We start from the raw sequence: 25,988 nt of genomic DNA, 5'->3' as shown, positions 1-25,988 counted from the left end.
CAAGCGGGACGTTCCGTCGGCCAAAGGAAGAATGTGTCTTCCTTTGGCCGGCGGAACGCCCCGCTTGTTTGTTTGTACTCTTCTCGGAAGCGAATGAGAGCGTAGTTATCTCAATGGGAATCAGAACGATCCATCAAAGACCTCTCCCCGTGAACACGCTACAGGCTCCTGACTTTTACGATTTTCAAACCGGTCAAAATCCGTCCCAAAAATGACCTGAAAAAGTGAAAAACACCTCTCCGGTGACCACTTTTGGACAGTTTCACACCCCAAAAGTGGTCAAAACCAGTGGGCCAACTGAACACTATTTTTCAAAACCCCCGGTAAAACAGAGGGGTCGCCTGATGATTTTGGGCAAATGCGCAGCGATTTTGACCAATTGAAAATGGCCCAAAATGCCAACCCATGATTCAGACGGGTAATGACCACTACCCGTTGGCGGCTTTCCTCTTGCGGATTTTGTCTCCCTATCCGACCATCCAACGTGAAATCTTCTTCATTATCACTTGGCTGATGGATGGCCCTTTCAGCATCGGTTACACTTTTCATCAACATTCCCGGAGCAAGCAGATGTCAGAGATGAACCGGCGGTCGGCGATCAAACAAGCGGCCGCCTTAGCGGCCATTCCTTTTGGTTCCTTCGCCTTTGGCCAGACGCCCAAGAAGGAAGAGGCGCCGAAACCGAAGGAACCGGCCCCCTATGCGGACGCCAAGCTCGTGAAAGGCGAACCGCCGGCCATTGCCGAGAAATCATTCACCATCGCAGTTTTGCCGGACACCCAGCACTACAGCGAAAAACACCCAAAAACCTACCTCGCCCAGACGCAATACATCCTCGATCAACAAAAGGCCCGGAACATTCAGGCGGTCTTGCACCTCGGGGACATCACCAACCGGAACACCGTGGCCGAATGGGAAAATGCCTCGGCGGCGATGAAAAAACTCGACGGCCATTTGCCGTGGTTTTTCTGCACGGGCAATCACGACTACAGCGAAGGCGGCGGTTGCAAGGACCGCACCACCCGGCTCAACGACTACTTCCCCGCCAAGATGTTCCGCGACCGGCCGACTTTCGGCGGGACGTATGACAAAGAACCCGACCGGATGGAAAACAGCTACTCCCTGTTTTCAGTCGGCGGCCGGGATTTCATGGTGCTGGCCCTCGAATTCGGGCCGCGTGCGGACGTGATTCGCTGGGCGAACACCGTCGTCGGCAAGCATCCGAAACGGGAGGTGATTCTGATTACCCACGCCCTGATTTACTTCGATGAAACCCGGTACAACTGGAAGAAATACGGAACCAAACAATCTTGGAACCCGCATGCGTATCCGATCGCCAAGGCCACGAACGACGACGTGACCGATGGCGAAGAACTGTGGGACAAGTTGATCTCCAAGCACGAAAACTTCATCCTGACACTCAACGGGCACGTGCTGAATGACGGCCTCGGCCGAGTGACGACGACCACCCCGGCCGGGCGGGATGTGCCGCAGGTATTGGTGAATTTCCAGATGAAGCCGAACGGCGGGGATGGCTGGCTGCGATTGCTGGAATTCAAGGCCGACGGCCGAACCGTGGAAACGTGGGATTACTCGCCCATGTTGAAAATGCGGAACGAATCCGCACAAAACCGTTTCACGATGACCACCGCCCCGGTGAAACTGGCGTGACCCATCTCGGCGAGAGTTGAAGAGACGGTCAATCCGTGATGCGTTTCTTCAACTCTTTTTCGTATTTCACCACGGCGTTTTCCTGCTCCGGGACTTCCAGCGACCCCGGCCGGATGTCTCGGATTTTCACGATGGCTTCTTTGGCTGTCATGCCGGTGTGAACAAGATAGGCAGCCAGAGCCGTGCCGGTGCGGCCACGGCCGGCAAGACAATGAATCGTCACGCCCATGTTGCTGTGGCGGGCCTTGTCCATCACGCTGATAATCTTTTCGAGTTGGGCTTGGGTGGGGGCTTCCATGTCCGGCACGGGAATATGGACCCCCATCAATCCGGCGGAATCCACCCAATTTCTCGGGATGGGTTCTTCCGTGAGTGTCACCAGAATGTCCACGCCTTCCTTCCGCAGCCATTGAAGTTGCTCCGGCCCGTTCGGCCAGGCGCAAGCCGCCAGATAGGGCCGGTCAACCCACGTGAAAAAGTAAGGGCGGGACATCGCGGGTTCCTCGGCACGCGGGCAACAAAAAGACTTCTCTATTCTTACGGTTCCGTTTCGGAATGGCGTGTCCGGTTTTCGCGTGATTTTCCCGGCCGATCAAATGAATTTTTCCCCGTCCACCACGGTCTTGATGCTTACGGAGCGTCCTTCCCGACTATAACTGATTCCATCGACAGAAAAATGACGGCTCGCCCGTTCCCACACCATCGAGGCCAATCGTGAGTTCTGAAATCTCCCTTTCCTCCAAAATCCATGCCGCGAAGGAAGCCTTGGACAAACAGGTCCGCGAAATCGTCCAGTGGCATTTTTCCGAAGACACGGGCACGCCTTTTTGGCTGGACAAAGCAAAGACCTACAAATTCAATCCGTTGAAAGACATTCAGGGCTTCGAGGATTTGAAGCAGTTCCCTTCATTCGAGGACGAATGGCTGCGAGCCTCGCCGGACACGGATATTTCCCGCTGGGTTCCCCGCGCGTATCTGGGCAAAAAGCCGGTCTATGTGTTCGAGACCGGTGGAACGACCGGCATTCCGAAGTCCCGTATTGTGATCGAAGATCACTGGATCGACTATGAGATGATGAGCGAAACGCTGCCGGATGAATACTTCCCGCGCGGGTCGCACTGGCTCATGCTCGGGCCGTCCGGCCCCCGCCGGCTTCGTCTGGCCATCGAACACCTCGCCCAACACCGGGGCGGCATGTGCTTCTGCGTGGACCTCGACCCGCGTTATGTGGTGAAACTCATCAAGGCGGGCAAAATCCAAGACGTGAAGGCTTATGCCGACCACGCCATCGACCAAGCCCTGACCATTCTGGCGGCCGGTCACAAAATCAAGTGTATGTTCACGACGCCAAAACTGCTGGCCGCTCTTGACGCCGCTTTGCGGGATGGCCGCTTGGAAGCCAAGCGACGCGAAATCGGCCACCCGGTTCCCGAAGGTTCGCTGCGCAGCATTGCAGACACCGGGATCACCGGCATCTTCTCGGGAGGCACGGAATTCACTCCGCAGTTCACCCGCGAGGCGATGGAGGAAATGCTCGAAGGCAAGGTGTACATGACGCCGACCTACGGGAACACCCTGATGGGATTGGCCTGCTCCAAGCCGGTCGGCCCGGAAGATGGCTACAAGATCAGCTACTACGCCCCGCAACCGCGGGCGGCAACAGAAGTGGTCGATTTCAAGGATTACAACAAACTGGTTCCCTACGGCGCAACGGGCCGCGTGATCCTGACGACGTTGACAAAAGAATTCTTCATGCCCCGCTTCGCCGAACGGGATGAAGGCGAGCGTGAAGCCCCGTTCGAGAAGTTCCCTTGGGACGGCGTCAGCGGCGTTCGGCCGTTCCACGAATTTGCCGCCACCACCACGGTGGGCGTGTATTAATTAATTGCGGATTTATAGTGAAGCCAAAAGCCCCGACACCATATGGCATCGGGGCTTTTTTCATTCCCGGATCACGGCTCCGGCATTGATGCCGCCGTGAATCTGTTTCATCTCGGCGATCATCTTTTTCAATCGCTCGGCTTGGTCCGCTTTTCCGCTCAGATCAGTCTTCTCACCCAAATCGTTCTTCAAATCGTACAAGGCGAACTTTTCAAGTTTCACATCGGCAAGCAGTTTGAAATCTCCCTGCCGGGTGGCGACTTTCCAGACCGGTTTTGTGTCGCCGATGGCTTTGTCATATTGCCAGTAGAGGGGCGATTTACGATTGGGTTCCGAGTCATCTTTGAGGAGGCTGAAGACATCCGTGCCATCCAAAAAGCGGTCGGTCGGCGGAGTCGCCCCGGCGAGTCCGCAAAACGTCGGCAACAGATCGACGAAACCGACCGGCACATCGGACACCCGCCCCGGCTTTACAACTTTCGGCCATTTCACGATGCCCGGAATGCGGATGCCACCTTCGGTCATGTGCAGTTTCATCCCCCGCAACGGGCCGGGCGTGCCGTGCGAATGATTGGCCGTCTTGTAGCGGTTTAGCGTTTCCGGGCCGTTGTCACTGGAGAATACCACCAGCGTGTTGGCGGCATCCTTCCGGTGATCAAGAAACTTGACCAGTCGGCCCACCTCGTGATCAATCAGGCTCACGCTGCCGAAATAGGTTCGCTTTGTGTCGTCCGTCTCGGCCGCGTATTTCTTCGTGAATTCCTCCGGCGTCGCCACGATTTCATGAGGGGCATGGAACCAGACACACAGAAAATACGGCTCCTCCTTGCCGGTCTTCAGCCAATCGATGGCCTCGTCAACGATGATGGTGGACGAGTTCCCTTTGAGCGCCCCGACCGGTTTGCCGTTGCGGATGAAATTGACCGGGTTCTCGTGGGTTGGGATCGCGTTGTTCTGCGTGGCAAACCAATGGTCGAAGCCATGCGTGCCGGGAGTCGGTTCCGTGCCGTCCATTTTGCTGTTGAGATGCCATTTGCCGACATGGGCCGTCTTGTAACCCTTATTCTTCAGCAGGGTGGCCACGGAGATTTCCCGATTGGGAAGCGAGATCCCGGAGTTTGGGGGTATCCAATCCCGAACCCCGTAACGATTCGGATTTCGGCCGGTGAGCAACGCCGCCCGCGACGGCGAACAGACAGATTGCCCGCAATAAAAAGATGTGAGTTTCAACCCGTCTTTGGCGAGTTGATCGATGTTCGGCGTTTGAATGGTCGGATGTCCGAAGCAACCGAGATCGCCATAACCCAAATCATCGCAGAGCAACACGACGATGTTCGGCTTCGGAACTAGGGCCATCACCGGCCCGCCCAAAAACAACACGCACCAACCGATTAGCCATCGCATGGAGCAATCCTTTTGAAGCGAACCAAATCAAGGCCATGTTGAGGGTTTTGGCGGACCAACCGTATGATCCGCGAACATCTTCCAGAGGGCAGAGAGATCGAGTTCGCGCAGGCCGTGTTCTCCGACATTTAGCCACAACAGACGACGCTTGGAGCCATCGTACCTGAGTTGGCGGACGGGACCGCTGGTTTCCCAGCGACACACCAAATCCTCGGCTGATGCCGTCAGCCTCCAAAGGGCCAGTGTGCGATCTCGGCCGCCGGTCACCACATATTCCGGCGAAATCACCGCCAGGGTTGTCACCTCGTCGTCGTGAGCCGTCCATGTTCGCTGGTTGACCGCTTTGTTTTCTTGGGCGTTCAATTCAAAGCGGTGCATTTTTCCGCTTCGAGTTCCAACCAACCATGTTTTGTCATCAAATGGCTCCAACACCCGTAGCGAAGTCAGGTGTTCAACGGACAAAGAGGTGGGAGATGGAATTTTGTCCGTGCCCGCCAAGATGGTTGCCGGAAACACCGACGCATAACCGGATCGCATGCCGACCAGCAAATGCTTGTTTCCGATCCCCAAGCCGGTAACCGAACTCATCCCGGTCAACTGATCGAATCTAAACTTGTAAGACAGTTCTGCATATCCGGGGCGTTTGAGTTTCAAAAACTCGTTGCCGGCGAGCCACATCTCCCCGGAGGGACCAAATCTCATGAAAGACTGACCGTCGAACATCTGATGGAAGGCCGGTTGCGGAGGGTTGCCGTCAAACCAGCCATACCCCTTGTTCGACGCATAGCCGGTCTGGCGAGTTCTTGTCCGCTGCAAATCGACGGAATCTTCCTCGGCCAGTTTGAGACCCTTTGGTCCGAAAAGCGGCCGGGGGATTTGCGAATCAGCCTCCCATTCCTCGAATCGCACTTCCTCATTCGGTCGGAAAATCGCCGTCACCAATTGATTCCCGTCATCGGCAAGATCAAAATTCAGCACCATCCCCGAACCCGTCAGTCGGCGACGTTCGGCGATGGTCCGGCAGACCCGATATCGCAGGGCGCCGTTTTCCGAGCCAACGGTGATCTCCGTGCCATCCGGATGAATGGCACACTTGGACAGCCCTCGCCCGGCGTTGGATTGCAACAACTTCGATCCGGTGGTGATGTCCCAAAACTTCACATCGTTGCTCCATTCGGAGGTGGAAACGAGAAACCGCCCCCGAGGATCGAACGCCAAGCCGGTGATGTCTTCCAAGTGCGCCGGAGATTGCGGACCTTCTCGAAACTCCCGTTCCAATCCGGGGTTTTGCACTTCCGTCAGAAACAATCGTTTCCCGATGGCAAACGCCAGCATGTCGCCGGCGGGGGACAGAGCGATCGCCGAGGAACCGCCAACGGGTCGCCTCTCCGTTTCGCGAAAGGTAACCGGGTCCAGCCGGACAAGGTTTGGACCGGAGAAAGTCCAGAGATGTCCGGTGAGCGGAACCGTCACAAAACCGAAAGAGCTACCTTGCTTCGATTCTTGAATAAGCTCGCCGGTCAGCGGATCAATGTAAACGATCCGACCGTTTCGGTTTCCCACCATCGCCAGAATGGTCTTTTGATCCTTCGAGAACTCCAGTTGAACAACCGAATCCGAGGGAAGCCAGGAACCTGCGCGGATGGTTGCGGATTCGGTTGTCAAGTCCGCAATGTGAACGCTGCCATGCCGTGTACCTGCGACAAGCAATTGGTTGTCGCGGCTCAGGGCCAGAGAAGTGATTCCATCGGGCTTGGTCACCAAATCGAACTTGAGCCGGAAAAAATCTGTAATCGGGTTCGATTTCGGAAAGACCACCGTGCGGATTTTCTTGCCGGAAGTCGTGTCATACAGATGAACAGCCAATCCTCCGGACAACGCAATCGTGAATCGATCAGCCAGCGCCAGCCAGCGGCCATCGGAAGAATAGGCAATCACCGAAACCTTGGCCTGTGGCTCCAGTCTGACTGGCGTTTCCAGGCTGGCGCCGTTGAAGCCATCCATTAACGCTGAGCGTATTTGCGGGATCAAGTGGGGCGCGGAAGCGATATTTTTCGCCTGTCCGAACTCCCACCGGGAATTCTCGGTCCAGTTGCCGCGATGGCTCGACACCAACTCCATCCCCCGCATCAAGTGGGCCAGTTCCTCGTGATCGCGACGGTTATGCTCGGAGACTTCCAAGCGAAGGTCGGTTATACGGGATTTTTCGGTCTCCTCATCCAAACGGGCTTGGGCCAAAAACCACCCGACAATCATGAACAACGCCGCGCTCAAAAGCAGGCCGCCGAGAATCATCTGCATCAAACGACGTTTCCGAAGTTCGGCCGCCTTGGCTTCCCGGGCGGCCTGATCCAGTTCGATCCGGCGCAACCGTTGCGCCACTCCGGCCCGGTAATCTGAAATTAATATGGCCAATTCGCCGGCATCGGCGGGGCGTCCGGATATCTCGGGAGAGAGGCAGCGACAGGCAATGGCAATCAGTTCGGGGTCCGCCCTGCTGTCCTCCAGGCGGGCGAACGTCTCGGTCAGATCGCCCTCTCCTGCTTTCCAAAAGGGAGTCATGTCGTCGCCGAGAAAGACGGGCTTGCCGGTCAACATGCAGCAGAGAATACCGCCCAGAGCGAACACGTCGCTGGCAGGGCCAACCAGATCATTTTCGCCGCGAGCCTGTTCGGGAGCCATGTAAGCGGGCGTCCCCTTGACCAGCCCGTATTTTGTTTCAGCCCGCTCGGGCCGATTTTTTTCGTAGCCGACGCCTCCGGAGAGAAACTCTGCCGTGCCAACAGAGAAGTGTTCGTTCTCTTTTTTGGCGTTCGCTTTCGATTCGCCGGCGACTTCGGTGTCTGTTCCGTTGCCCGTCACATTCAGGCAAATAACGGTGTCGGCCAGTGATTTATTCGTCGGAGTCTTTTCAAAAATTGCCTTTGCCAATCCCCAATCTGTGACCAGCACTTCGCCGAACAAGCCGACCATCACGTTCGAGGGCTTCAAATCCCGGTGCATGACCGGCGGTTTCATCGCATGAGCATAGGCCACTGCCCCGCAGATTTGCTGGAACACATCCGTCAACCGGGGAAGATCCTGGGTGACGGATTCCCGGCTCTTCAGAACCTGCTCAAGCGTTGGCGGCGGGCCCGTCGATCCGTCCGGTTTTCGTTTCCCTTGGATCAGTTTCATCACAAAGAAAGGGCGGCCGTCTTTCAACAAACCGGCATCATAAACGGGGACGATGGCCGGGTGTTCGAGTTTGGCCACCAGTTGAGCCTCGGCCAAAAACCGGGAAACCGATTCGCCGAGATTCCCCTTCAACAACTTGATCGCCACTTCTCGCCGCAGGTCCAGATCGAAGGCCCGCCAGACCTCGCCCATCCCCCCGCCAGCGATGAATGTGCGAAACATATACCTCGGGGTGTCCGGGGGAAGTTCATGTTCCGGGGCCGAGTCCGCTATCAGCCGTTCCACCTCGGAGCGCAGGGCGCTATCATCTCCGACAATCGAAGTGAAATCGAGCGACTGGCCCCGCACTTTGGCGGAGGCCCATTCGCCGAAGATATCCAGGGCTCGGGTGGAGATCGAGTTCACGGGCGGTGACTCTTGAAACGGTTAAGGATCACAACATCGGCACGGATTCTTCCGGGCCGTTGGTGCGTTGAAGTGGATTGTACAGTTTGAAACCGCTCAGCCTCCATTCACCATCCGCGTCTTTCTTGAAGGTTCCGATGCAGAATTTCTGGAACTGGGGCATCCCGACCGGTTGAACGAGAAATCCTTGCTCAACAGTCGAATCGTTCACTTCCTTAAAGTTCGCCCGCGTCGCTTCCCAAGCTTCAATCCCCTCCCAAGAGCCGATGTGGTTCACCTTCTCGCCAAGGGCTTTCAATCCCTTCTTGTCGAGACTGCCATGAGCAAACGTCTCCGAGACATTTTTCACGAGGTCGTTGTAATTTTTGGCCCTCGTCGCGGCCCCCATTTCCGCAATCTTGCGGACGGTCGCCTCACGGGGGCTTTCCTCAAACTTGTCGATCAAAAACAACGCCACCAAGGCCGCGAGCGCCAGCGAGAAGGGAATGATGTGTTTCTTTCGCCGGGATTTGGCGGCCAGCACTCCCGTGATGAAAACGATCACCGCAAGAATTGCATAAGTGGATGTCGATGGGTCGGAGAGAAAAGTCGGCAAGGCTTACTCCAGTTCGCGGAGAGCGTGGATCAATTCATTCACCTCGGCCGCCGTGTTGTAGTGCAACAGGCCGACCCGCACCATCCCATGCGGTTCCACTCCCAAGGCTTCCGTCAACGGCAGGGCATAATAGTTGCCGGACCACACAAAGATGTCCCGTTCGCCCAGGAACTCGGCCACTTCCGCCGGGGATTTCTTCGCGTGGGTAAACGACACGGTCGGCACACGCTCCCCCATTCGTTTCAGGTCCGTGATGCCATGAACTTTGACTTGCTTGAGTGTGGCCAGTTCCGCCAGCATATGCGCGCCCAAGTGTCGTTCATAAGCCTCAATGGCTTCAAAGGCCCCCAGAAGCATGGCCCGCCGATCCCCGGTCACCCCGACCGACCGGCCAACACCCGACAGATACTCAATGGCGGCCCCGACCCCGGCAATTGCCGCAAAATTCTGCGTGCCGGTCATCCAACGATCCGGCAGGGTCTCCGGACATGGACGCACCTTGTAAGCGGGCAGCCGTTCAAGGTGTTCCCGCTTTCCGTACATCACACCCACATGCGGCCCGAAAAACTTGTAAGCCGAGCAACACACAAAATCACAATCCCACGCGGCCGCATCGATCGCCAGATGCGGGGCATGATGCACGGCATCCAAGAACACCATCGCCCCGGCTTCATGGGCAATTTTGGTCATCTCGGCAACCGGATTCCGGGTGCCCACGGCATTGGACACGCACCCGATGGCCACCAGTTTTGTGCGGGAGGAAAGCTGTCGTCGAAAATCGTCCTGATCCAGTGTGCAATCTTCGGGATGAATGGCGATGTGCCGAACGGTCACGCCCCGGTCTTGGGCGGCCCGTACCCAAGGAGAAACATTGGCATCATGATCCAGTCGGGTGACCATGATCTCGTCCCCCGGTTGCCACTCGGTGGCGATGGCCCGCGAGAACGCAAACGTGAGCGTCGTCATGTTCGCCCCGAACACAACGCATTCGGGATCGGCAACCCCCAGCAAATCGGCACACGACCGTCTGGCCCAATCCGTCACGGCATCGCTTTCGCGACTTGTGCGGAAACAGCCGCCGTGGTTGGCGTTATGCTTCGCGTAATACGAACTGATGGCGTCGATCACCGACCGGGGCACCTGGCTGCCGGCGGGACCGTCGAGGAACACAGCGGGCCGATCTAGCGCTGGAAAGTGCGATCTGGCCCATTCGGGACGGAACTTCATGCGATCCCCTCGCCAAAACAGAAGTCTCATCATCCTACCGTTCTGCAAAGCATTGTTCCAACGGACAATGTAAGGTGTTCCCGGTTTTCCATCTCTCAATTGAATGGTCTTTTGATTGCCGAACTCAAAACCGTGTGAAGGTTTATGGTTTTCCTTCAAAGACCGGCCGCGTGATTGTCGATAGTAGAGTTGTGCCGGTTGACGCCCCCGGCCGGGTCCGATAAGATTTGATCGTCCGGTGATATCCGGCCTCGTCGCCAAGTGGTAAGGCAACGGTTTGCAAAACCGTTATTCCCCGGTTCGAATCCGGGCGAGGCCTCTGGTCTTAAGCTCTTTGCCGAACGGTGTTTACGTTACCTGTCTCGCGTGAGATGGTGCGGCCTGCAATCCCGTAGAAAACGGTAATTTACCGTTTTTCGGAGGCAAACCGCATGTCTCGAAGAATCCCCAAACTTCGATTGCACAAACCATCTCACCAAGGGGTGGTCACGTTATCCGGCAAAGACATCTATCTTGGACACTGTCCACTCGGTAAAAAAACGCCTGTTGACGTTGAAGCAGCCTACGAGCGAGCCCTCCATGAATGGCTCGCCACCGGACTCCCCACACCCGGCCACACCATCCCGAAAATTCCCCTTGAAGCAATTTCTAGGCCAGTCACCGTTGGAGAACTCATCGCACGTTTCTGGGTTCACGCCGAGGGTTACTTCCGAGGTGTTGACGGGAAATCAACTTCGGACCTGAACGCATATCGTGTGGCCCTCAAACCACTCCGTAAACTCTACGAATCACTCTCAGTCGCCAATTTCGGTCCGTTAAAACTGAAGGCTGTCCGCGAAGCCTACATTCTAACCGGACTGGCCCGTGTCAACGTCAATCATCACGTCGGCCGGATCAGGCGGTTGTTCAAATGGGGAACGGCCAACGAAATCGTTCCCCCAAACATTCTTCAAGGATTATCGGCTATTGAGGGTTTGCGTCGGGGGCGGGGTGAGCGCCGTGAGGGAAGGAAAATCCAACCTGTCGCAGACGAACTCATCGACAAAACTTTTCCACATCTTTCCAGACCCGTGCGACCGCTAGTCGAACTGTTGCGTCTCACTGGAATGCGCTCCGGAGAAGCGTGCGTGACGCGACTGGGAGACATCGACAGGTCGGGCTCGATCTGGACATACAAACCAACAGAACACAAGACTGCTAACAGAGGACATGTCCGCACAGTATCCATTGGACCCAAGGCGCAGGCCATCTTGGTTACGTTGATCGCCGGGTTAAAAGATGAGGATTTTGTATTCTCCCCCCACCCGTTGGGTGGCTGAACAGAACGCAAAGAGATCAGAGAGGCGAAAGACTAAGAGACTGTCCCATAAGGGATGACTGATGGTCGCCCATGCGGAAGAAACCACCAAGCCTCATGCCCACCCGCATGGGCATGGCCACCATCATCCGCATTGAACATTATTCACAGTTCACTTTTCTTTCTTCGGCATGGCCTCGGCTCCGGAGATGAGGCCGTCTTGGTCGGCGTCAAGTTTTCGGAACTCCTCTTCCCCGCCAATGAATTCGCGGCGGGAGACATCTCCGTCCCGGTTTCGATCCATCGCCAGAAACCACTCCGGTCCGACGCGAGGGGGAACGCGCAGCAACGAAGCGGGCCGCCCGCGACTGGCCGCCATCCGGATCGTGTGAGGCAGCTTCGCCGCATCGAGCCGACCATCGCGAAAACATTTCAATGTCGTCAATCGCGACCATGCCTGCCGCAGTTCCCGGACGGAGAGCGCCCCGTCGCCATCGGTGTCCAGCGTTTCAAACAAGCCGCGTCCATGATCGAAAATCGTGACGGCGGCTTGAGCTTCGACAAGTTTTGCACGCAACGCCAGATATGCCTCCCATTCGGCCTTCGACAGGCGTTGATCACCATTTCGATCCGCGAACGCGAAGTGATCGCGGAGGGGGGCATATCCGGCGTTCTTCACCTCGGCGGCGTCGAGGGAACCATCCCCGTTGGCATCGGCGGCGGCAAACTTTTCAACGGCTGTTTTGCGACCGGCCGCGAATTCGTCGATCAAACCCGATGTCACGTCATAGGCAAACAGACGAAGACCGTTTGATTCGTTCCCAACCGGGAAAGGGTCCGTGTCTCCGGGCTTTCGTGTTCCCAATCGCATGGCGATGGAGACATTCCCCGGCGCCTTCCGCAAGGCCGCGAGTTCTTCAGCATCCAGCATGCCATCGCTGTTTGCATCCGCAGCGAATTTGCTTTTTCGAGAAGGAAGAATCACCGGTTCGCCGGGAACGACCGGCAACCGTGCCAGCGGCAGATCGGCAAGCAACTTCGGCCGACTCTTGGAATTGCCGGGCGACAACATCATTCCACCGGCCGAGCCCGGATACAGGGTCCGGGCGACAAGTTCGCCGGGCCGGATCATCTCATCATCGTCTTGGTCAAGCGACCGCAATGCGGCCTCGGCATTTTTCCATTCGGCTTCGGACACCTGACCATCCCGGTTCGCGTCAAGTTGTTTCAACAAAGCATCCGTCAACAAAGAAGCAGGCGGCGACTGGCCGACGCCGATTTGCGGGGCATCGGCCAGATGCCGATGGTAATAGGCCGCCAGTTCTTGGCGTGTCACTTTCCCATCAACTGGTGAAACGTCAAGTTCTCGCCATTCGGCCGCTTGCGGGGTGGCCCAGAGATAGCCCCAGCCAAGTTGTCGGATCCGCAATACGGATAGAACCCGCTTCGCCTCCGTCGCGTCAAGCGATCCATTTCCATCAACATCGGCGTCGGCGAAGATGACCGCGACCGCGTCTGCCCAAACGTCGGCATGAGGCCGACGATCCAATTCCGTTGCGATGGACAGAAGAGAAAGTCGATCCCCGGAAATCAGAAGCAACTCAACCGGAGAACCTTTCTCCGCAGGCGGGGCCGCCAACAGCGGCATGGCCCAGACGATCAAACCAACGAGGGGCAAATGTCTCATGACAGCGCCTCCTCGATGGCCTTCGCGGATTTGTCCACGATCCGAATCGGCCGGCCCACATTTGACGGGTTTTGTTTCAGCGGGTCGATGCCCAAGGCCCGGCAAATCGTGGCGAGAAAATCTGGCACACCCACCGCCCGCTCCTCGATCTCCGTGCCGTCGGAGTTGGTGCGGCCGGCCGCGACGCCTCCCTTGACGCCGCCGCCCGCCATCACCGTGGCCCATGCCTTCGGATAATGGTCGCGGCCATTGCCGGTGTTGATCGCCGGGGTGCGGCCAAATTCCCCGGCCCAGACCACCGTGGTCGTGCCGAGCAGGCTGCGTTCCTTGAGGTCTTCCAGCAACGAGGACCATCCGGCGTCGAGCGGTGGCGCCAGTCGTCGTAGCGAGTCAAAGTTTTGATTGTGGGTGTCCCAGCCATCAAGTCCGACTTCCACAAAGGGCACGCCGCGTTCGACCAATCGGCGGGCCATCAAGCAACCCTGCCCGAACGGTGTCCGGCCATAGCGTTCGCGGATCGCGAGCTTTTCATCATCCAACCGAAAAGCACTCGCGGCGGCAGGGCTCATCAGCCGAGCCGCCCGGTTGGTTTAATCCCGATGGGCGGCCGACAGCGAACCCGTTCGACCAGCGGCAAAGTCTCGATCCATCTCCGCAAGCAAGCCAAGCCGTTCATCCAGTTCGGCATTTGTCACACCATTCGCCCGCTCCAAGTTCGGCACCCGTAACAATTCATCGGCCGAGAGATCCGCTTGGTCGCTCTCGCCAATCACCAAGGGATTATGACGAGGCCCGAGAAACCCGGAGCCCGTGCCCAAGCCGAATGCCCGTTCCCGCAGCGGCGGGCAAACGCGAACATACCCCGGCAGGTCGGCGGCTTTGTCGTCCAGTTCTTTCGCCACCAACGCCCCGAAACCGGGGAATTGAATGGCGCCTTGGGGCAGGTTACCCGTCCTCATGATGTACGAGGCCCGGCCGTGGTCCCCTTCTTTGGTGGACATTGAACGAATCACCGCAAGATGGTCGCCGAACCGGGCCAGTTTCGGCAACAGCTCCCCAATGCGCAAGCCGGGAACTTTGGTGGCGGTTTCCTTGAATGGCCCGCCGTTCTTGTGGCCGGGTTTCAGGTCGAACAGATCGATGGTGCTTGGGCCGCCGTTCATCCACAACAGGATGCAGGATCGCTTCCGGGCCGGGTTCCGCGCGACATCGGCGGCCAGCGCCGGAAGCCAGCCGCTCGCGCCGACGCCGGCCAGCGCCCCGAGGAGACGACGCCGTGACAATTGAAAAGAACCCGACATGACCGTTCTCCCCGGCTCAGTGAATGACGGCAAATTCATGGCTGTTTAACAAGGCCCAGAACACCGAGGCCAGCGCCCGGCGCGGATCGCGGGAAGCCCCGCCCGCATCGACAAACGCAACGAACCGTTTCAGTTCCCCCGGACTCGGCGAACGCGCGAGGGCGGCCAGAAACAAAGCGTCGATTCGCCCGGCGGTGTCGAGGAACGGAGCGTCGGCAATCGCCGCCAGAGCACCCCGCTCTTTGAGGGAAGTGGCATCGGTTAGCGTCTTGCCGTTCATCAGGGTCAGCGATTGCAAAATGGTGCGGCCTTCCTCGGCGGGATGTTCGGACTGACCGAACCGGGCCAAAAATGCCGCCCGGTTCGCCTCGCGGGTTTCCAACCCGGCCGCGAGAACCACGCTGTCAAACAGTTGGTCACCGCTCATCGAACGCGGGATAAAGCGGGCAAACATTGATGGCGGCAAATCAGCCGCCGAGCCGACGCTCGTCAGTTGATAAGCCCGGCTGCGGACGAGGGCACGGATCAGATATTGAAGATCGAATCCACTCGCGATGAAGGCATCGGCCAGATCGTTCAACAATTCGGGGTGGCTTGGCTTGATCTCGCCGCTGAGATCGTCAATCGGCTCGACGAGGCCGAGGCCAAACAACCCGGCCCAAACGCGGTTCACGGCATTCTTGGCGAAGTACGAGTTCTTCGGCGACACCAGCCAGTCCGCGAGGACCGCCCGGCCGGTCGTCGCATTGGGTTCTCCCGCCCATTTCGGTTCGCCGCCATCCACAAAACGGGCGGCCACTTCTTTTTTGGAATCAGGCAGTGCGATCCGCAACGCCCGCTTGCCTTCCGTTCTCGGATCGGCGAAGAACGCCGCGAACTCCCAAAATTGTTCTTTTGTCCAGCGGGCGAAGGGATGGTTGTGACACTGGGCGCAATCGAGATTCAGTCCGAGGAAAAGACGGGCCGTGCCCCCCGCGAGATTGGCCGGTTTGTATTCGTTGGCCTGAAGAAACACCCGGTCTGACCGGCCCGCCATTGGCCCTCCCGAGGCCACGAGCAACGACCGCACCATGCGGTCATACGAGACGTTTCCCCGAAGCTGACTCCGCAGCCATTCCTCGAACTCCGGCCACAGTTCCTCGAATTGGGCCGCCGATTGGGGCAGCCAGCGCTGCCGCCAGACGCGGGAGAAATGGGCCGCATAGCCCGGTTGGGAGACAAGCCGGTCAATCAACTTCTCTCGTTTGTCGGCCGTCTTGTCCGCCAAAAAGGATCGGACGACGGACATCGTCGGAACGCGGCCCGTCAGGTCGAGGGAAACACGGCGAAGGAACTCCGCATCGTCGGTTTTGGCCGCCGGTTGAATTCTTTCCCGCTTCCACGCCTCCTCCAAATGCCGGTCAATGCGACGGGCGAGTTCGGCGGGATCGCGTCCGGCGGCAAACACCGGAGAAGCAAAAACGAAAACGAGCGTCAGCAAGGCGAATAATCGATTCATGGTCGCCCGCCTCAATAATCGTCTGGAGACACCATTTCGCCACCTTCACGGGTGACCAACGCATACATCACATACACATCCAAACCAACCTTGAGAAACCGCACCGAGCCATCCCCGAGGGCCGCGTAGGCTCCGCCGTCGTGGAACGAGTAAAAGATGTTCACATTGTTGCAATTCACGGCACACGGGCCAGGGGCCGACTTGCCATCAGCAGTGTACGCCCGCACATAATTTCCGTTCCACGCCGCCCAAGTGTTCTTGTCGTTCGGCGGGATCGCTGTCTGTTTCTCCCGCAATCTCCAAGCTTGCGGCCGTCCGGCGTCCTCGCCGATGATGAGCGTCGCGGACAATCCGTCGGGAACCTCGGATCGCTTGCGAACCTCGTCCACCGGCATGGCGCCGTGCTTTGACGTGCCGACCGGGAACACTTCCGGGATCAGCATGTCCGTGAAGCCACTGACGCCAAAGTAATCGGCCGGAGGCACTGCGTACTTCGTCCCGCCCGCGTCGCCGACCATCAGCCGGTCGGGGTCGGGCGTCGCGGGGCATTCAAAGACTGCCAGCCGGGTCTTGGCGAGTTTCTGATTGTCAGGATGACACCAATCATGTTCCCAATCATACTGGCGATACAGCTTGTCCTCGCCCAGATAAGGCAGCAGCAGCGTGGCCCATCCGCTGAGGGGTGCCTTGAATCGGTGGCCATGCGGCAAGTGATCGGCGTTGGCATCGGCGTACTCATGCACGGCCTGGCCAAGTTTGCGTAAGTTCTGCTCGCAGGTTTTCTTCGCCGCCGTCTCGCGGGCCTTGTGAATCGCCGGGGTGACGATTCCACACAGGAGGCCGGACAGGGCGATCATCGTCACGGCATCGGCCAGCGCGAACCCGTAACGGCTGAAGTTTTGGGTCATGGTTGGTCACTGCCCGTTGGGTTGGAGTTCGCCGCCCTCGCGGGTGGCCATCGCATAAACCACCCACACATCAAGAGACTGCCGCAGAAACCGCACCGACCCATCCCCGAACACGACGTTCGCCCCGCCGATGTGGAAGCTATAAATCGCGTTGTCGTTCGAGCAGTTCACCGGACACGGGCCGGGCGACAACAATCCGTCAAACGTGAAGCCGCGAATGTAGCTGCCGTTCCACGAGGCCCAAGCATTCTTCTCCTGATACGAGGCGACGCTTGGTTTGTTTGCCTGATAAATCATGGGGCGCCCGGCGCTTTCGGAAACAAGCATGGTGTTCGTGGTCCCGTCGGGAATTTGCGTGATCTTCCGGGTGTAAACCGTCACCACCCCGCCGACGCTTTCGTCGATGGGCATGGCCCCGTAGCGGGGGTACGTGGCGGGAATCACCGAGGGAACCAAACTGGTGGTCAGGCCATAGATGGCGTTGTAGTCCGAAACGGCCGCATCCACGGAGACGGCTCCCTGAGTCCCGACCGACCGGCGATCCGGGTCGGGCGTGCCAGGGCATTGCATGGCGGACCACTTGGTGCGATACATCGCGGCGTTGTTCGGGTGAAACCAGTCCACCGTCGGGTCATAAAGACGAAAGAGCGATCCTTGCTCCATGTGCGGCAGTAATTTCACCGCCCAGCCGTAAAGCGGGGCCGTGTATCGATGTGAGTCCGGCATTTGGTCGTCGTTGGCGCTGGCGTAGCCATGAATCGCCAGCCCGATTTGCTTCAGGTTGTTCGAACACTTCATCCGGTTGGCGGCCTCCCGGATTTTCTGAACGGCCGGCAACAGCAATCCGATGAGGATGGCGATGATGGCAATCACCACCAGCAATTCGATGAGCGTAAAAGCGCGTCGGCTCACGAGGCAAGCTCCAAAAAGAGGTCGAAGCCGCATGGCGAACAAGGCATGCCCTGAAGGGTTCGCGATGGCGGAGCGTGCTACCAGTCGAATATGCTACAGCATAAATTTCCGCATAAGCTCTTGTTACAAAGTTCTGAAGATCGGCGACGTATGGCCAGACCATTAGACCAGCATTACCAAAACACCAAAACGCTTGCTTCGATTAACGGGGAGTTATGACGAAATCACAACGATCTGAACCGGCTGTCGATTGAATCTTACCACCTTTGGCGATACCTGTTTGCTCGTGTGTTGTCTGAAAATGACCAGACCAATGCGATGATACATCCATGCATGACCAACCGAAGAAGAAGCATACGAGGAAAATGGGGGCGAGATTGTTGTGACCCCGCATCATTGCGATGAGGAAAGGGATCATCGAAAACCCCACGATGATGACAACGATCACAATGATAGAGACAATGCTCATCCCGACGGCCACAGCGACATCTGCCTGCTTCATTTTTTTCTCGTTGCCTGCTTCCATTTTTGGCTTCATGATCGGTTTCCGATCATCGACAGGATCGACGGAATCCTTTTGGATTTTCTCGACCGGCCCAGTCACCCTCTTGGTGCTTGGGCAGACGCCGAAACGGTGATGACAATCATGAGAAGGCAGGCAGACAGCCTGCTGGCGAAAGGCATGGGCACGAGTACACTCCTGAGTTAAGAAACAGACAGCAAAAGGTATCTCAATCTCTCATCAAGGGTCCAAAGTCAAAAACGGCCGGTTTGCTTTCGGGCATCGGATGATGCGAAACAAGCAAGGAAATTTGGTTAGAATGTCGGTCAACGAATCGGTCTGCCGACATGACTTCAAGCGTAGTAGTTCACGACCCATATTAACTCAGGCCGCTTGAAGTTGCGGAACTGGCGTGACGAGGCGTGGCAATGGCTGACCGGTTTGAGCGGCATTGAAGCATTCGGCGAGGAAGTCCCAGACTCGTCGGCCTTGCTGACGGCAGGTCTCCACGACACTCCAGATGTTGGCCAGATATGCCGCCCCGGACTCGCTCTTCGGGCCGTGGCTCTGCTTTCGCCAGATCACTCCATGCCGGATCGCCCGCTCGGCGGCATTGTTGGTCGGTTCCACCCCGTCGTTGAAGGCGAACCGGAACAACGACGCCTCCCGTTCGATCAACTGCCCGCACGTCCCGCGCGTCTTGGCGCAGCCGCCGGCGAGGCCTTGCTTCAACGCGGCGTCGAGGCGGGTCCGGAAGACGCCGGGCCGGGTCATTTTCGAGGCGAACGCTTTCTTTGTCAGGGTTCCGTCCCGCACCCGTTTCCACAGGCCGAACAACTCGTCCGACAGCATCAACAGCTCCCGCCCGACTTCCGAGCCGTCGTTGTTCCGGTCGATCATCGCCTGGAAATCCCGACGCAAATGAGCCCAACACAGTTGATGTTGCCCGGACCACAGTCGGGAATACAAACTGTGCCGGTCGCTCGTCAGCACGCGGACATCGTTATCGCCGATCAAGTTTAACAGTTCCTCGCGGTTCCGGCCGGTCACGATCTGGAAGGCCGTGCCGACGGCCGTGACCATCACCCACAGCCAGCGGCCCCGGCCCATCGACGTCTCGTCGATGTTGGACGCCGACCGGCGGGCGGCCGCGAGGATTTCATCGGCGACCGGTTGCAACATCCGGCCCGCCCCGGCCTCGACGGAGCAGACCTGCCCGGCCGAGAGAGACACCCCAAACACATCACCTGTCAGGTTCGCCGCGTTTTCCTTGCTCATCCGGTATCGCCCGGTCAGCAGCACGACCCACGCCCGCAACCGGGGACCGTCCTGCCCGGTCACGCCCGTCGGCAGCGGGCCGCAATTGGAGAAACCGCAGGCGCATACGAGCCGGTGGCGTTGATATTCCGTGACCTCGGGCTTCACCGGCGGCAGTTCGGTCACTTGGAAACGCAACGGATTCGGATCGTTTCCCGCCAGTGGTTTCGAGCAGTTGCGGCGGACGGCGGGGAAACAGGGGATCATGCGATGGCATTCGACGGTCGGGATCAGCGTCCGGGATTGTTTGGAATGCCCCGGCTGGCCGCCCGGCTTCTTTCCCGTGGCCGACTTGGGGGGAGACGGCTTGACCGCCAGTCCGTCGCTCGACGGCGGCTTCGATGAGTTGTGCGAGTTCTGACTCAGCTTCTCTTCAAGCTCCGCAATCTTTGCCGCTTGAAGTTGGATGACCGCGAGCAGCTGTTGGATGAGTTCCACCGCCGAGGGCGGGAAACCGGCCAGCATCTCCGGCGTCAGTTTGGGCACATCCATGTGGCCGACGCCACCATAGGCTCTCGGAAAACAAAACCTCGGATCGTGAACTCATACGAAATTCTGATGGATGGCTATGTGAATTTGCTGACAAGTCGTTGCGGTGCACAGATTACTGCTTCAACGAGAACATTGCGGATGATTATGTGTCAGTAAAGCTTGGGTCGGCTGATATCCGAACACGCCTAAAATGTTTTAGGCGTGTTCGGATATCAGGCATGGCGTAGCCGAAAACATGCTTGATCGCTATCGCCAACCTTCCGGAGTCTACCAATAGCCAAGACCGATCCCGTGACGCTTCATGTTCCGCATTTTGATTACCAGCACTCGCATGTCTGCCCATGCGGGAAAGGACAATATCTCCTTGAGTTCTCGACGAACGAAAGGTACACGATGCTCTGCCCGGCGTGCGCGGAACTCTATGAGTACGACAGTCAGCCAATACCGTCGCTGTCACCAGAGTGAAGGCCAGGAGCGGGGATGGATATTGGAGGCCCACGCCGAGGAAGAGCGTCAGCACCTGAAAGCCAGTTGGGCATACAACGCGAAGATCGCCCTCGAAGCAGATCGTCGTTACGGACGAAGCACTGCTGACCGCTGTCGCGGCCCGGATCGCCACTCGCTTGTCCTGACTAAAGCCTATCTGGGTTTGTCGCCGGCGGAAGAAGTTTTGTTGAAAAAATCGGCCTGCCATTTCTCGCGGGCAATCGCCATAAAGTAACCGAGCCATTCTGCAAACGGGCCGGGCGAACGCCCGGAAACAAGACATGCGATTGTTGCTTCTTCCTTTGATGCTTGGATTCTCCGGGCTGGTTCACGCCGGGGACACTCCGGCGCCGAAGGTGCTTCGCGTTCTCACTTACAACATTCACCACGGAGAGGGGACCGACGACAAAGTCGACTTGGCCCGCCTCGCGGAAGTCATCAAGGTGTCCAAGCCAGACTTGGTTGCCCTCCAGGAAGTGGACCGGAACACCACCCGCACCAAAAAAACCGACTAGGCCGTGGAATTGGGAAGGCTGACCGGGATGAACGTCGAGTTCGCCAAGGCCATTGACCTTCAAGGGGGCGGTTATGGTCTCGCGATGCTTTCGCGGTTTCCAATCAAAGAGGTGAAGACCCACAAGCTTCCGGGCAAGGCCGGGCAGGAGGCAAGAATCGTCATGCGGGCGACCGTCGTTCCCGACGAGGGCGAGGCGATCACGTTCTTGAACACCGATTTGCAGCATGACGACGGCGCGACGCGCGAGCGGCAGGTCGCAACGATCAACGAATTGTTCGGCAACGAGGACGGCCCGCTGATTCTCGCGGGCGACTTCAACGCCGAGCCGAACAGCGAGCCGGTGAAGGCGTTGGCGAAACGCTGGACTTTTGTGACGGAACCGGGCGGGAAGGGGCTGCTCACCAGTCCCTCCGACACACCAACCGAACAGATCGATTACGTCCTCTTCCGGGGAAAGTTCAAAGCCGTTGAAGTGAAAGTCATTGATGAGAAGATCGCGTCAGATCACCGACCCGTGCTGGCGGTGGTTCGCCGTGGCGAGAAGTGAAGGCGCCGGGCAGATTCCCTCGGAGACTTCTGGCTTGTGGTGATGTGCGTCCACAGGCTGGTAGTCTCCTTTTATCCCGAACATTTCTCGTGGAAATCGCAGAGGCAATTCTATTACTTGCCTCGGCTCAACAGCCGGTCCACGAACCGTTCCATTCGCAGCAACGATGATGTCAGCGCCAAGCCCGCCAGCGTCAATAGCATCGTCACACATGAAGCTGCCGCGACCAGTGGTGTCAGGGTGTAGCGGAGATTGGGCCAGATCACTTTCGGCAGAGTCTCCGTGTCGGGCGTCGCCAGGAACAGGGCGATCATGAACTCGTTGAGCGACAGCACGAATCCCATCGCCGCCCCCGACAGCACAGCCGGCATAATCAATGGCAGTGTCACCCGGCGAAACGTCAGGAACGGCGACGCCCCCAGGCCGCGGGCCGCCTCCTCCAACGCCGGATCGAGTTCCTCCAGCGCTGAGCGGACGACGAGGAACACAACCGGCAGACTCCACAACGCATGTCCTGCCCCCAACGACCAGAGCGATCCCCAGAATCCCAGAAATCGCACCCACGGCAACAGCCCCATTCCCAGCACCACGGACGGCACGAACAGCGGCAGCATCACGGCGCCGGACAACAGCCGTCGTCCGCGAAAGTGGTGGCGAGTCACCGCCACGGCCAATCCCGTCCCGCCTATTAGCGACCCGGCGACAGCCAGCCCCGCCACTTCCAGACTGTTCCACACCCCGGCGGTCCACTGCGGCGAATTGAAAAATCGCCGATACCAGCGCAGCGATAGTTCCCCGCGTGGCGGCTCCAACAACTCACTCGGCGTGAAGGATATCCACACGGCGTAAGCCAGCGGCCACAACAGCAGCAAGAGCGTCCCCAAGCCGAAGATATTTCCCGTCAGGCGGGATACTGACAGGCGTCGTCTCATGGCGCTCCTCCCCGGCGTCGGAGGAAGCGCGCCGGCACTTGATACAACACGAGACAGGCGGCGAGAGTGACGAGCATGAGAACCGCCGTCGCCGCGCCGCGCGGCCAGTTGAGGTTCTCGAAGGTTTGCCGTTGCACTTCGACGGCAAGCGTCAATTCCTGCGGACTGCCCAGCAGCACTGGGCCAGTGAACGCCCCCAAGGCCCAGATCAGGCTCAGCATTGCCGCTAGGGCGATTCCGGGAGCCGACAGCGGCAACGTCACGCGCCAGAACACTCGCAGCGGCCCCGCGCCCAAGCCGCGCGCCGCGGGAACCAACGCCGGGTCGATGCGGTCGAGCGAGGCGACCAGCGCCAGCACGGCATAGGGGAGAATCAGATACGTCTCGCCGATCAGCACGCCCGGCAGATTGTGAAAGAATGCCACCGGCTCCGACACCGCACCCAATCCGACGAGCAATCCGTTGACCGGGCCGGAGTTGCTGAGCAGCAGTTCCAAGCCATAGATGAGGACGAGGACATTGGCGAGTTTGGGCAACACCACGGCTGTCAGGGCCAGCGCCTTGGCGCGAGGCGGAAGACGATGAATAAACAGCGACAGCGGATAGGCAATCAGCAAGGTGATGCAAGCCACACCGAGGCCAAGCAGAACGGTGAAGGTCCATACCTCGCGGAAGTAGGTTTCTCCGGCGAGCGTCCGATACGCCTGAAATGTCCAAGTGTTCGGCTTGTAGAAACCACCCCCGCCGATGCCGAATCCGCTGCGACCGCCACCGTCGTAGAGGCTGACGCGGCCGAGTTGCAGCATCGGTGCGAGGAAGAACCCCAGCAACAACACGATCGCCGGGGAGGCCAGCAGATACGGCCGGAAACGGGACGGCGTCATACATCCTCTCCGGGCACGATCCAGACGGCATCGTCGGGGATGCCAAGCGTCACCTCGTCACCATCGCCGGCCTCGCCGGGTCGGCAGCATGCGCGAACCGTGACGGCGGGTGTCACCGCCACCTGAAGCATCTGCTGAGCTCCGAGAAAAAGCGTGTTGATGACGCGGCCGGTCCAACGGGTCGGGCATCGCTCGGCGGCGGGGCCGAGCAGGAACTTTTCGGGGCGGATCATCACTCGGTTGTCTTTCGTCCCTTTCCCACGCAACGACAGGCCCCCTTCGAGATGGAGCATGTCGCCGACGGCGTCCGCGACTCGCAGCAAATTCGCCAAACCAAGAAAGCCGGCGACGAACGGAGTGCGTGGATGGTTGTAAAGAACGCGAGGCGCGTCCGTCTGCAACAATCGTCCGCCGAGCATGACGCCGACACGGTCGGCCAGCGACAGGGCCTCTTCTTGATCGTGTGTCACCAACAGCGCGGTCACGCCAGTGGTGCGCAGGATTTCCTTGAGTTCGAGCCGCATTTGCTCGCGCAACTGGCGGTCGAGATTGGCGAGCGGTTCGTCGAGCAGCAGCAGTTTCGGTTGAATGACAAGCGCGCGAGCCAAGGCGACGCGCTGTTGCTGGCCCCCGGAGAGTTCGCGCGGCCGGCGCTCTCGCTCAGTCGATGACAGGCCAACGCGGTCTAACATGGCATCGACTCGCTGTCGCCGTTCGGATCGCGGCACGCCGCGCGCCTCCAGTCCGAAGGCCACATTGGCCCGCGCCGTCAAATGCGGGAAGAGAGCGTAGTTTTGAAACACCATGCCGATGTTGCGCCGCTCCAACGGCATGTCATTGACATCAACATCGGCGAGGAAGACTCGTCCGGCGTCGGGCGCAAGATAGCCGCCGACGAGCCGCAACAAAGTGGATTTTCCACACCCGGACGGCCCGAGCAGGCAAAACAGGCTGCCGGCCTCCAAGCGGAGATCGACCTGGTTCACGGCGGGCGCGTTGTGGCCGAACGAACGGGTCAACCCTTCCAGCCGCAATACATCGTTTGTCGCCAAACTCAAAACCTCCGTTCGTCCGACGCGGGTGAGCCGGGTTAACCGGCCTTCCGCATGATTTCCTTGTCCCACGTCGAAACGATATCGTCCCAGTCTTTGGAAAAGGTGTCGTAGGGGTAATACTCAATGGCTTTCAATTGCTCTTCGGTCGATGGATAAATCTGCTTCCACAAAGCATTTTCTTCAGCCATCTTCTTCGCGACGGAAAGAAGGGGCGTCATCGAACCGTTTCGGGCAAAGTCGGTTTGGACCTCTTCGCCAAACAGGACGTTGATCGCCGCCTCGGCCAATTCCTTCTTTTTGGTGCCTTCGGGAATGACCCACATCAACTGCTGGAACGCGCGATCCTCAACCGGCGCCACCGCGCCGATGTCTTTTTTCTCCCGCCGCACTCGCAACAATTCGGAACTGTGCATGTTGCCGATGGCGAGATTCCGTTGCGTCAGATTCAACATCATGTCGGTCGCGCTCGGCCACCAAAGCTTGACTTGATCTCGGTGTTCCTTGGCGAAATTGAGAACGCCGTTGAGGTTAGTGTTCACCTCCGCGTGAGCGGTTCCGGGCTTGCCCTCTTGCGATACCTTCATGCAGGCGAACGTGTAAAGCGACATGTAGAAGGCGGCGTTTAGACCAACTTTGCCCTTCACGCTCTCCCTCAGCAGGTCGCTCCAGTTTTTCGGCTCGAAGTCCACTAATTCTTTGCTGTATGCCAGCGTCAGCGCCGATTCGGGGAAGGTGACGCCATAGCCTTCCCGATGCACCCAAGTGTCAAGGACCGACGGGCTGAGGTTCGCCAGATTCGAGATGCGCGACATGTCGATCTTTTGAAACAATCCCTCTCGAATCGCGGGATAGCCCTGCGTTGCGTCGGTAAGGACCAGATCGAACGCCGGCTGTCCCGGCGGCGACATTTTTAGTGGTGCATCCGCCAAATATCAATACACTATTTGGCACTTCATTTTTGGCAGGAATCTCCGCATGCCACGACGTGTTTGGAAGCCACTACGTCTCCGGGAGATGACGGCTGAGGAACGGGCCGAACTCACCCGGCTGACTCGTTCTCGTAAATCCGAAGCCCGCGTCGTCGAACGGGCCGCCATCCTCCTGGCCCTGGCCGATGGCGAGAAGCCAGCCCACATTGCCCGCCGGCTGGGCGTCACACGGATCACCGTGTATGGCCGCTTGCGCCGGTTCAACCGGGTCGGCCTGCGGGCGTTGCACGACGCCGCCCGGTCCGGCCGGCCGGCCACCTACACGCCGGACGAGAAAGCCGAGGTCATCGCTGCCGCCCTGACA

The 25,988-nt window shown here is 58.6% G+C and carries 21 protein-coding genes, 1 tRNA gene and 2 pseudogenes; 7 read left to right on the top strand and 17 right to left on the bottom strand.

Features of this window, described 5'->3' with window-relative positions; translation table 11 throughout:
* Nucleotides 1-279 precede the first annotated feature (279 nt).
* Nucleotides 280-549 carry a hypothetical protein gene (locus tag BGIM_RS62535; protein ID WP_157368633.1) on the bottom strand — a complete coding sequence of 90 codons (270 nt, stop codon included), beginning with the start codon at nt 547-549 and terminating at the stop codon, nt 280-282.
* Nucleotides 550-570: 21 nt separating this feature from the next.
* Between BGIM_RS62535 and BGIM_RS0106075 the strand changes: the two genes are divergently transcribed.
* Nucleotides 571-1,671 (top strand): metallophosphoesterase, encoded by a 1,101-nt coding sequence (locus BGIM_RS0106075; protein WP_040888282.1) that lies wholly within the window; start codon nt 571-573, stop codon nt 1,669-1,671.
* Between the two features lie 28 nt (nt 1,672-1,699).
* On the opposite strand, the gene BGIM_RS0106070 is transcribed toward BGIM_RS0106075, so the two are convergent.
* Nucleotides 1,700-2,164: a phosphatase domain-containing protein gene (locus BGIM_RS0106070; protein WP_020468906.1), complete on the bottom strand. Its 465-nt coding sequence runs from the start codon at nt 2,162-2,164 to the stop codon at nt 1,700-1,702.
* A gap of 221 nt (nt 2,165-2,385) precedes the next feature.
* Here BGIM_RS0106070 and BGIM_RS0106060 point away from each other — a divergent pair, with 221 nt between their 5' ends.
* Nucleotides 2,386-3,552, top strand: a complete 1,167-nt coding sequence (locus BGIM_RS0106060; protein ID WP_020468904.1) for a phenylacetate--CoA ligase family protein — start codon at nt 2,386-2,388, stop codon at nt 3,550-3,552.
* 60 nt (nt 3,553-3,612) lie between these two features.
* Here the strand turns inward: BGIM_RS0106060 and BGIM_RS48950 are convergent, their stop codons facing one another.
* The 4 genes from BGIM_RS48950 to BGIM_RS0106040 are packed head-to-tail and all read right to left on the bottom strand — an operon-like array spanning nt 3,613 to nt 10,360.
* A complete protein-coding gene (locus BGIM_RS48950) occupies nt 3,613-4,956 on the bottom strand; it encodes a sulfatase-like hydrolase/transferase (RefSeq protein WP_020468903.1) in 1,344 nt (447 codons plus the stop codon).
* Between the two features lie 27 nt (nt 4,957-4,983).
* A complete protein-coding gene (locus tag BGIM_RS57025; protein WP_020468902.1) occupies nt 4,984-8,538 on the bottom strand; it encodes a WD40 repeat domain-containing serine/threonine-protein kinase in 3,555 nt (1,184 codons plus the stop codon).
* Nucleotides 8,539-8,566: 28 nt separating this feature from the next.
* Nucleotides 8,567-9,133 carry a hypothetical protein gene (locus tag BGIM_RS0106045; protein ID WP_020468901.1) on the bottom strand — a complete coding sequence of 189 codons (567 nt, stop codon included), beginning with the start codon at nt 9,131-9,133 and terminating at the stop codon, nt 8,567-8,569.
* A gap of 3 nt (nt 9,134-9,136) precedes the next feature.
* Nucleotides 9,137-10,360: a cysteine desulfurase-like protein gene (locus tag BGIM_RS0106040; protein WP_020468900.1), complete on the bottom strand. Its 1,224-nt coding sequence runs from the start codon at nt 10,358-10,360 to the stop codon at nt 9,137-9,139.
* 247 nt (nt 10,361-10,607) lie between these two features.
* Here BGIM_RS0106040 and BGIM_RS0106035 point away from each other — a divergent pair.
* Nucleotides 10,608-10,679, top strand: a tRNA-Cys gene (locus BGIM_RS0106035).
* A gap of 112 nt (nt 10,680-10,791) precedes the next feature.
* Nucleotides 10,792-11,679, top strand: coding sequence for a site-specific integrase (locus BGIM_RS48940; RefSeq protein ID WP_020468899.1), 888 nt, complete (start codon nt 10,792-10,794; stop codon nt 11,677-11,679).
* A gap of 150 nt (nt 11,680-11,829) precedes the next feature.
* Here the strand turns inward: BGIM_RS48940 and BGIM_RS0106025 are convergent, their stop codons facing one another.
* From BGIM_RS0106025 to tnpC, 7 genes and pseudogenes are all read right to left on the bottom strand, one after another.
* Nucleotides 11,830-13,344 (bottom strand): hypothetical protein, encoded by a 1,515-nt coding sequence (locus BGIM_RS0106025; RefSeq protein ID WP_020468898.1) that lies wholly within the window; start codon nt 13,342-13,344, stop codon nt 11,830-11,832.
* Nucleotides 13,341-14,645, bottom strand: a pseudogene (locus BGIM_RS48935) (DUF1501 domain-containing protein). Before BGIM_RS48935 ends, BGIM_RS0106025 begins: the two are co-directional and overlap by 4 nt.
* Nucleotides 14,646-14,661: 16 nt before the next feature.
* On the bottom strand, nt 14,662-16,143 hold the full coding sequence (locus tag BGIM_RS0106015; RefSeq protein ID WP_020468895.1) for a DUF1549 and DUF1553 domain-containing protein: 1,482 nt from the start codon (nt 16,141-16,143) through the stop codon (nt 14,662-14,664).
* An 11-nt stretch (nt 16,144-16,154) separates the two neighbouring features.
* Nucleotides 16,155-17,051 carry a DUF1559 family PulG-like putative transporter gene (locus BGIM_RS0106010; protein WP_020468894.1) on the bottom strand — a complete coding sequence of 299 codons (897 nt, stop codon included), beginning with the start codon at nt 17,049-17,051 and terminating at the stop codon, nt 16,155-16,157.
* Nucleotides 17,052-17,057: 6 nt separating this feature from the next.
* Nucleotides 17,058-17,963, bottom strand: a complete 906-nt coding sequence (locus tag BGIM_RS0106005; protein WP_020468893.1) for a DUF1559 domain-containing protein — start codon at nt 17,961-17,963, stop codon at nt 17,058-17,060.
* A 202-nt stretch (nt 17,964-18,165) separates the two neighbouring features.
* Entirely contained in the window at nt 18,166-18,501 is a 336-nt protein-coding gene (locus tag BGIM_RS0106000) for a superinfection immunity protein (RefSeq protein WP_020468892.1), read from the bottom strand.
* Nucleotides 18,502-18,849: 348 nt separating this feature from the next.
* A complete protein-coding gene (tnpC, locus tag BGIM_RS0105990) occupies nt 18,850-20,274 on the bottom strand; it encodes an IS66 family transposase (protein WP_020468891.1) in 1,425 nt (474 codons plus the stop codon).
* Nucleotides 20,275-20,695: 421 nt separating this feature from the next.
* On the opposite strand from tnpC, the gene BGIM_RS0105985 reads away from it, so the two are divergent.
* Together BGIM_RS0105985 and BGIM_RS48930 are read left to right on the top strand one after the other, a co-directional pair.
* Nucleotides 20,696-20,995 carry a hypothetical protein gene (locus BGIM_RS0105985; protein ID WP_157368632.1) on the top strand — a complete coding sequence of 100 codons (300 nt, stop codon included), beginning with the start codon at nt 20,696-20,698 and terminating at the stop codon, nt 20,993-20,995.
* Nucleotides 20,996-21,041: 46 nt separating this feature from the next.
* Nucleotides 21,042-21,824, top strand: a pseudogene (locus BGIM_RS48930) (endonuclease/exonuclease/phosphatase family protein).
* A gap of 113 nt (nt 21,825-21,937) precedes the next feature.
* Here BGIM_RS48930 and BGIM_RS48925 read toward each other — a convergent pair.
* From BGIM_RS48925 to BGIM_RS48915, 4 genes are read right to left on the bottom strand one after another with little or no spacing between them, the layout of a single operon-like run.
* Nucleotides 21,938-22,756, bottom strand: a complete 819-nt coding sequence (locus BGIM_RS48925; RefSeq protein ID WP_084759710.1) for an ABC transporter permease — start codon at nt 22,754-22,756, stop codon at nt 21,938-21,940.
* Entirely contained in the window at nt 22,753-23,640 is an 888-nt protein-coding gene (locus BGIM_RS0105970) for an ABC transporter permease (protein WP_020468886.1), read from the bottom strand. The genes BGIM_RS48925 and BGIM_RS0105970 overlap by 4 nt, the downstream gene beginning before the upstream one ends.
* Complete coding sequence (locus BGIM_RS48920) at nt 23,637-24,692, bottom strand: ABC transporter ATP-binding protein (protein ID WP_020468885.1); 1,056 nt, start codon at nt 24,690-24,692, stop codon at nt 23,637-23,639. Before BGIM_RS48920 ends, BGIM_RS0105970 begins: the two co-directional genes overlap by 4 nt.
* A 38-nt stretch (nt 24,693-24,730) precedes the next feature.
* On the bottom strand, nt 24,731-25,603 hold the full coding sequence (locus tag BGIM_RS48915; protein ID WP_020468884.1) for an ABC transporter substrate-binding protein: 873 nt from the start codon (nt 25,601-25,603) through the stop codon (nt 24,731-24,733).
* A gap of 67 nt (nt 25,604-25,670) precedes the next feature.
* Between BGIM_RS48915 and BGIM_RS60190 the strand changes: the two genes are divergently transcribed.
* Nucleotides 25,671-25,988 (top strand): helix-turn-helix domain-containing protein (locus BGIM_RS60190; protein WP_238537532.1); only part of this gene is annotated, 318 nt, incomplete at its 3' end.

The organism is Zavarzinella formosa DSM 19928 (assembly GCF_000255705.1).
GTDB classification, from domain to species: Bacteria; Planctomycetota; Planctomycetia; order Gemmatales; family Gemmataceae; genus Zavarzinella; species Zavarzinella formosa.
This window is presented reverse-complemented; position numbering and strand designations above follow the sequence as displayed.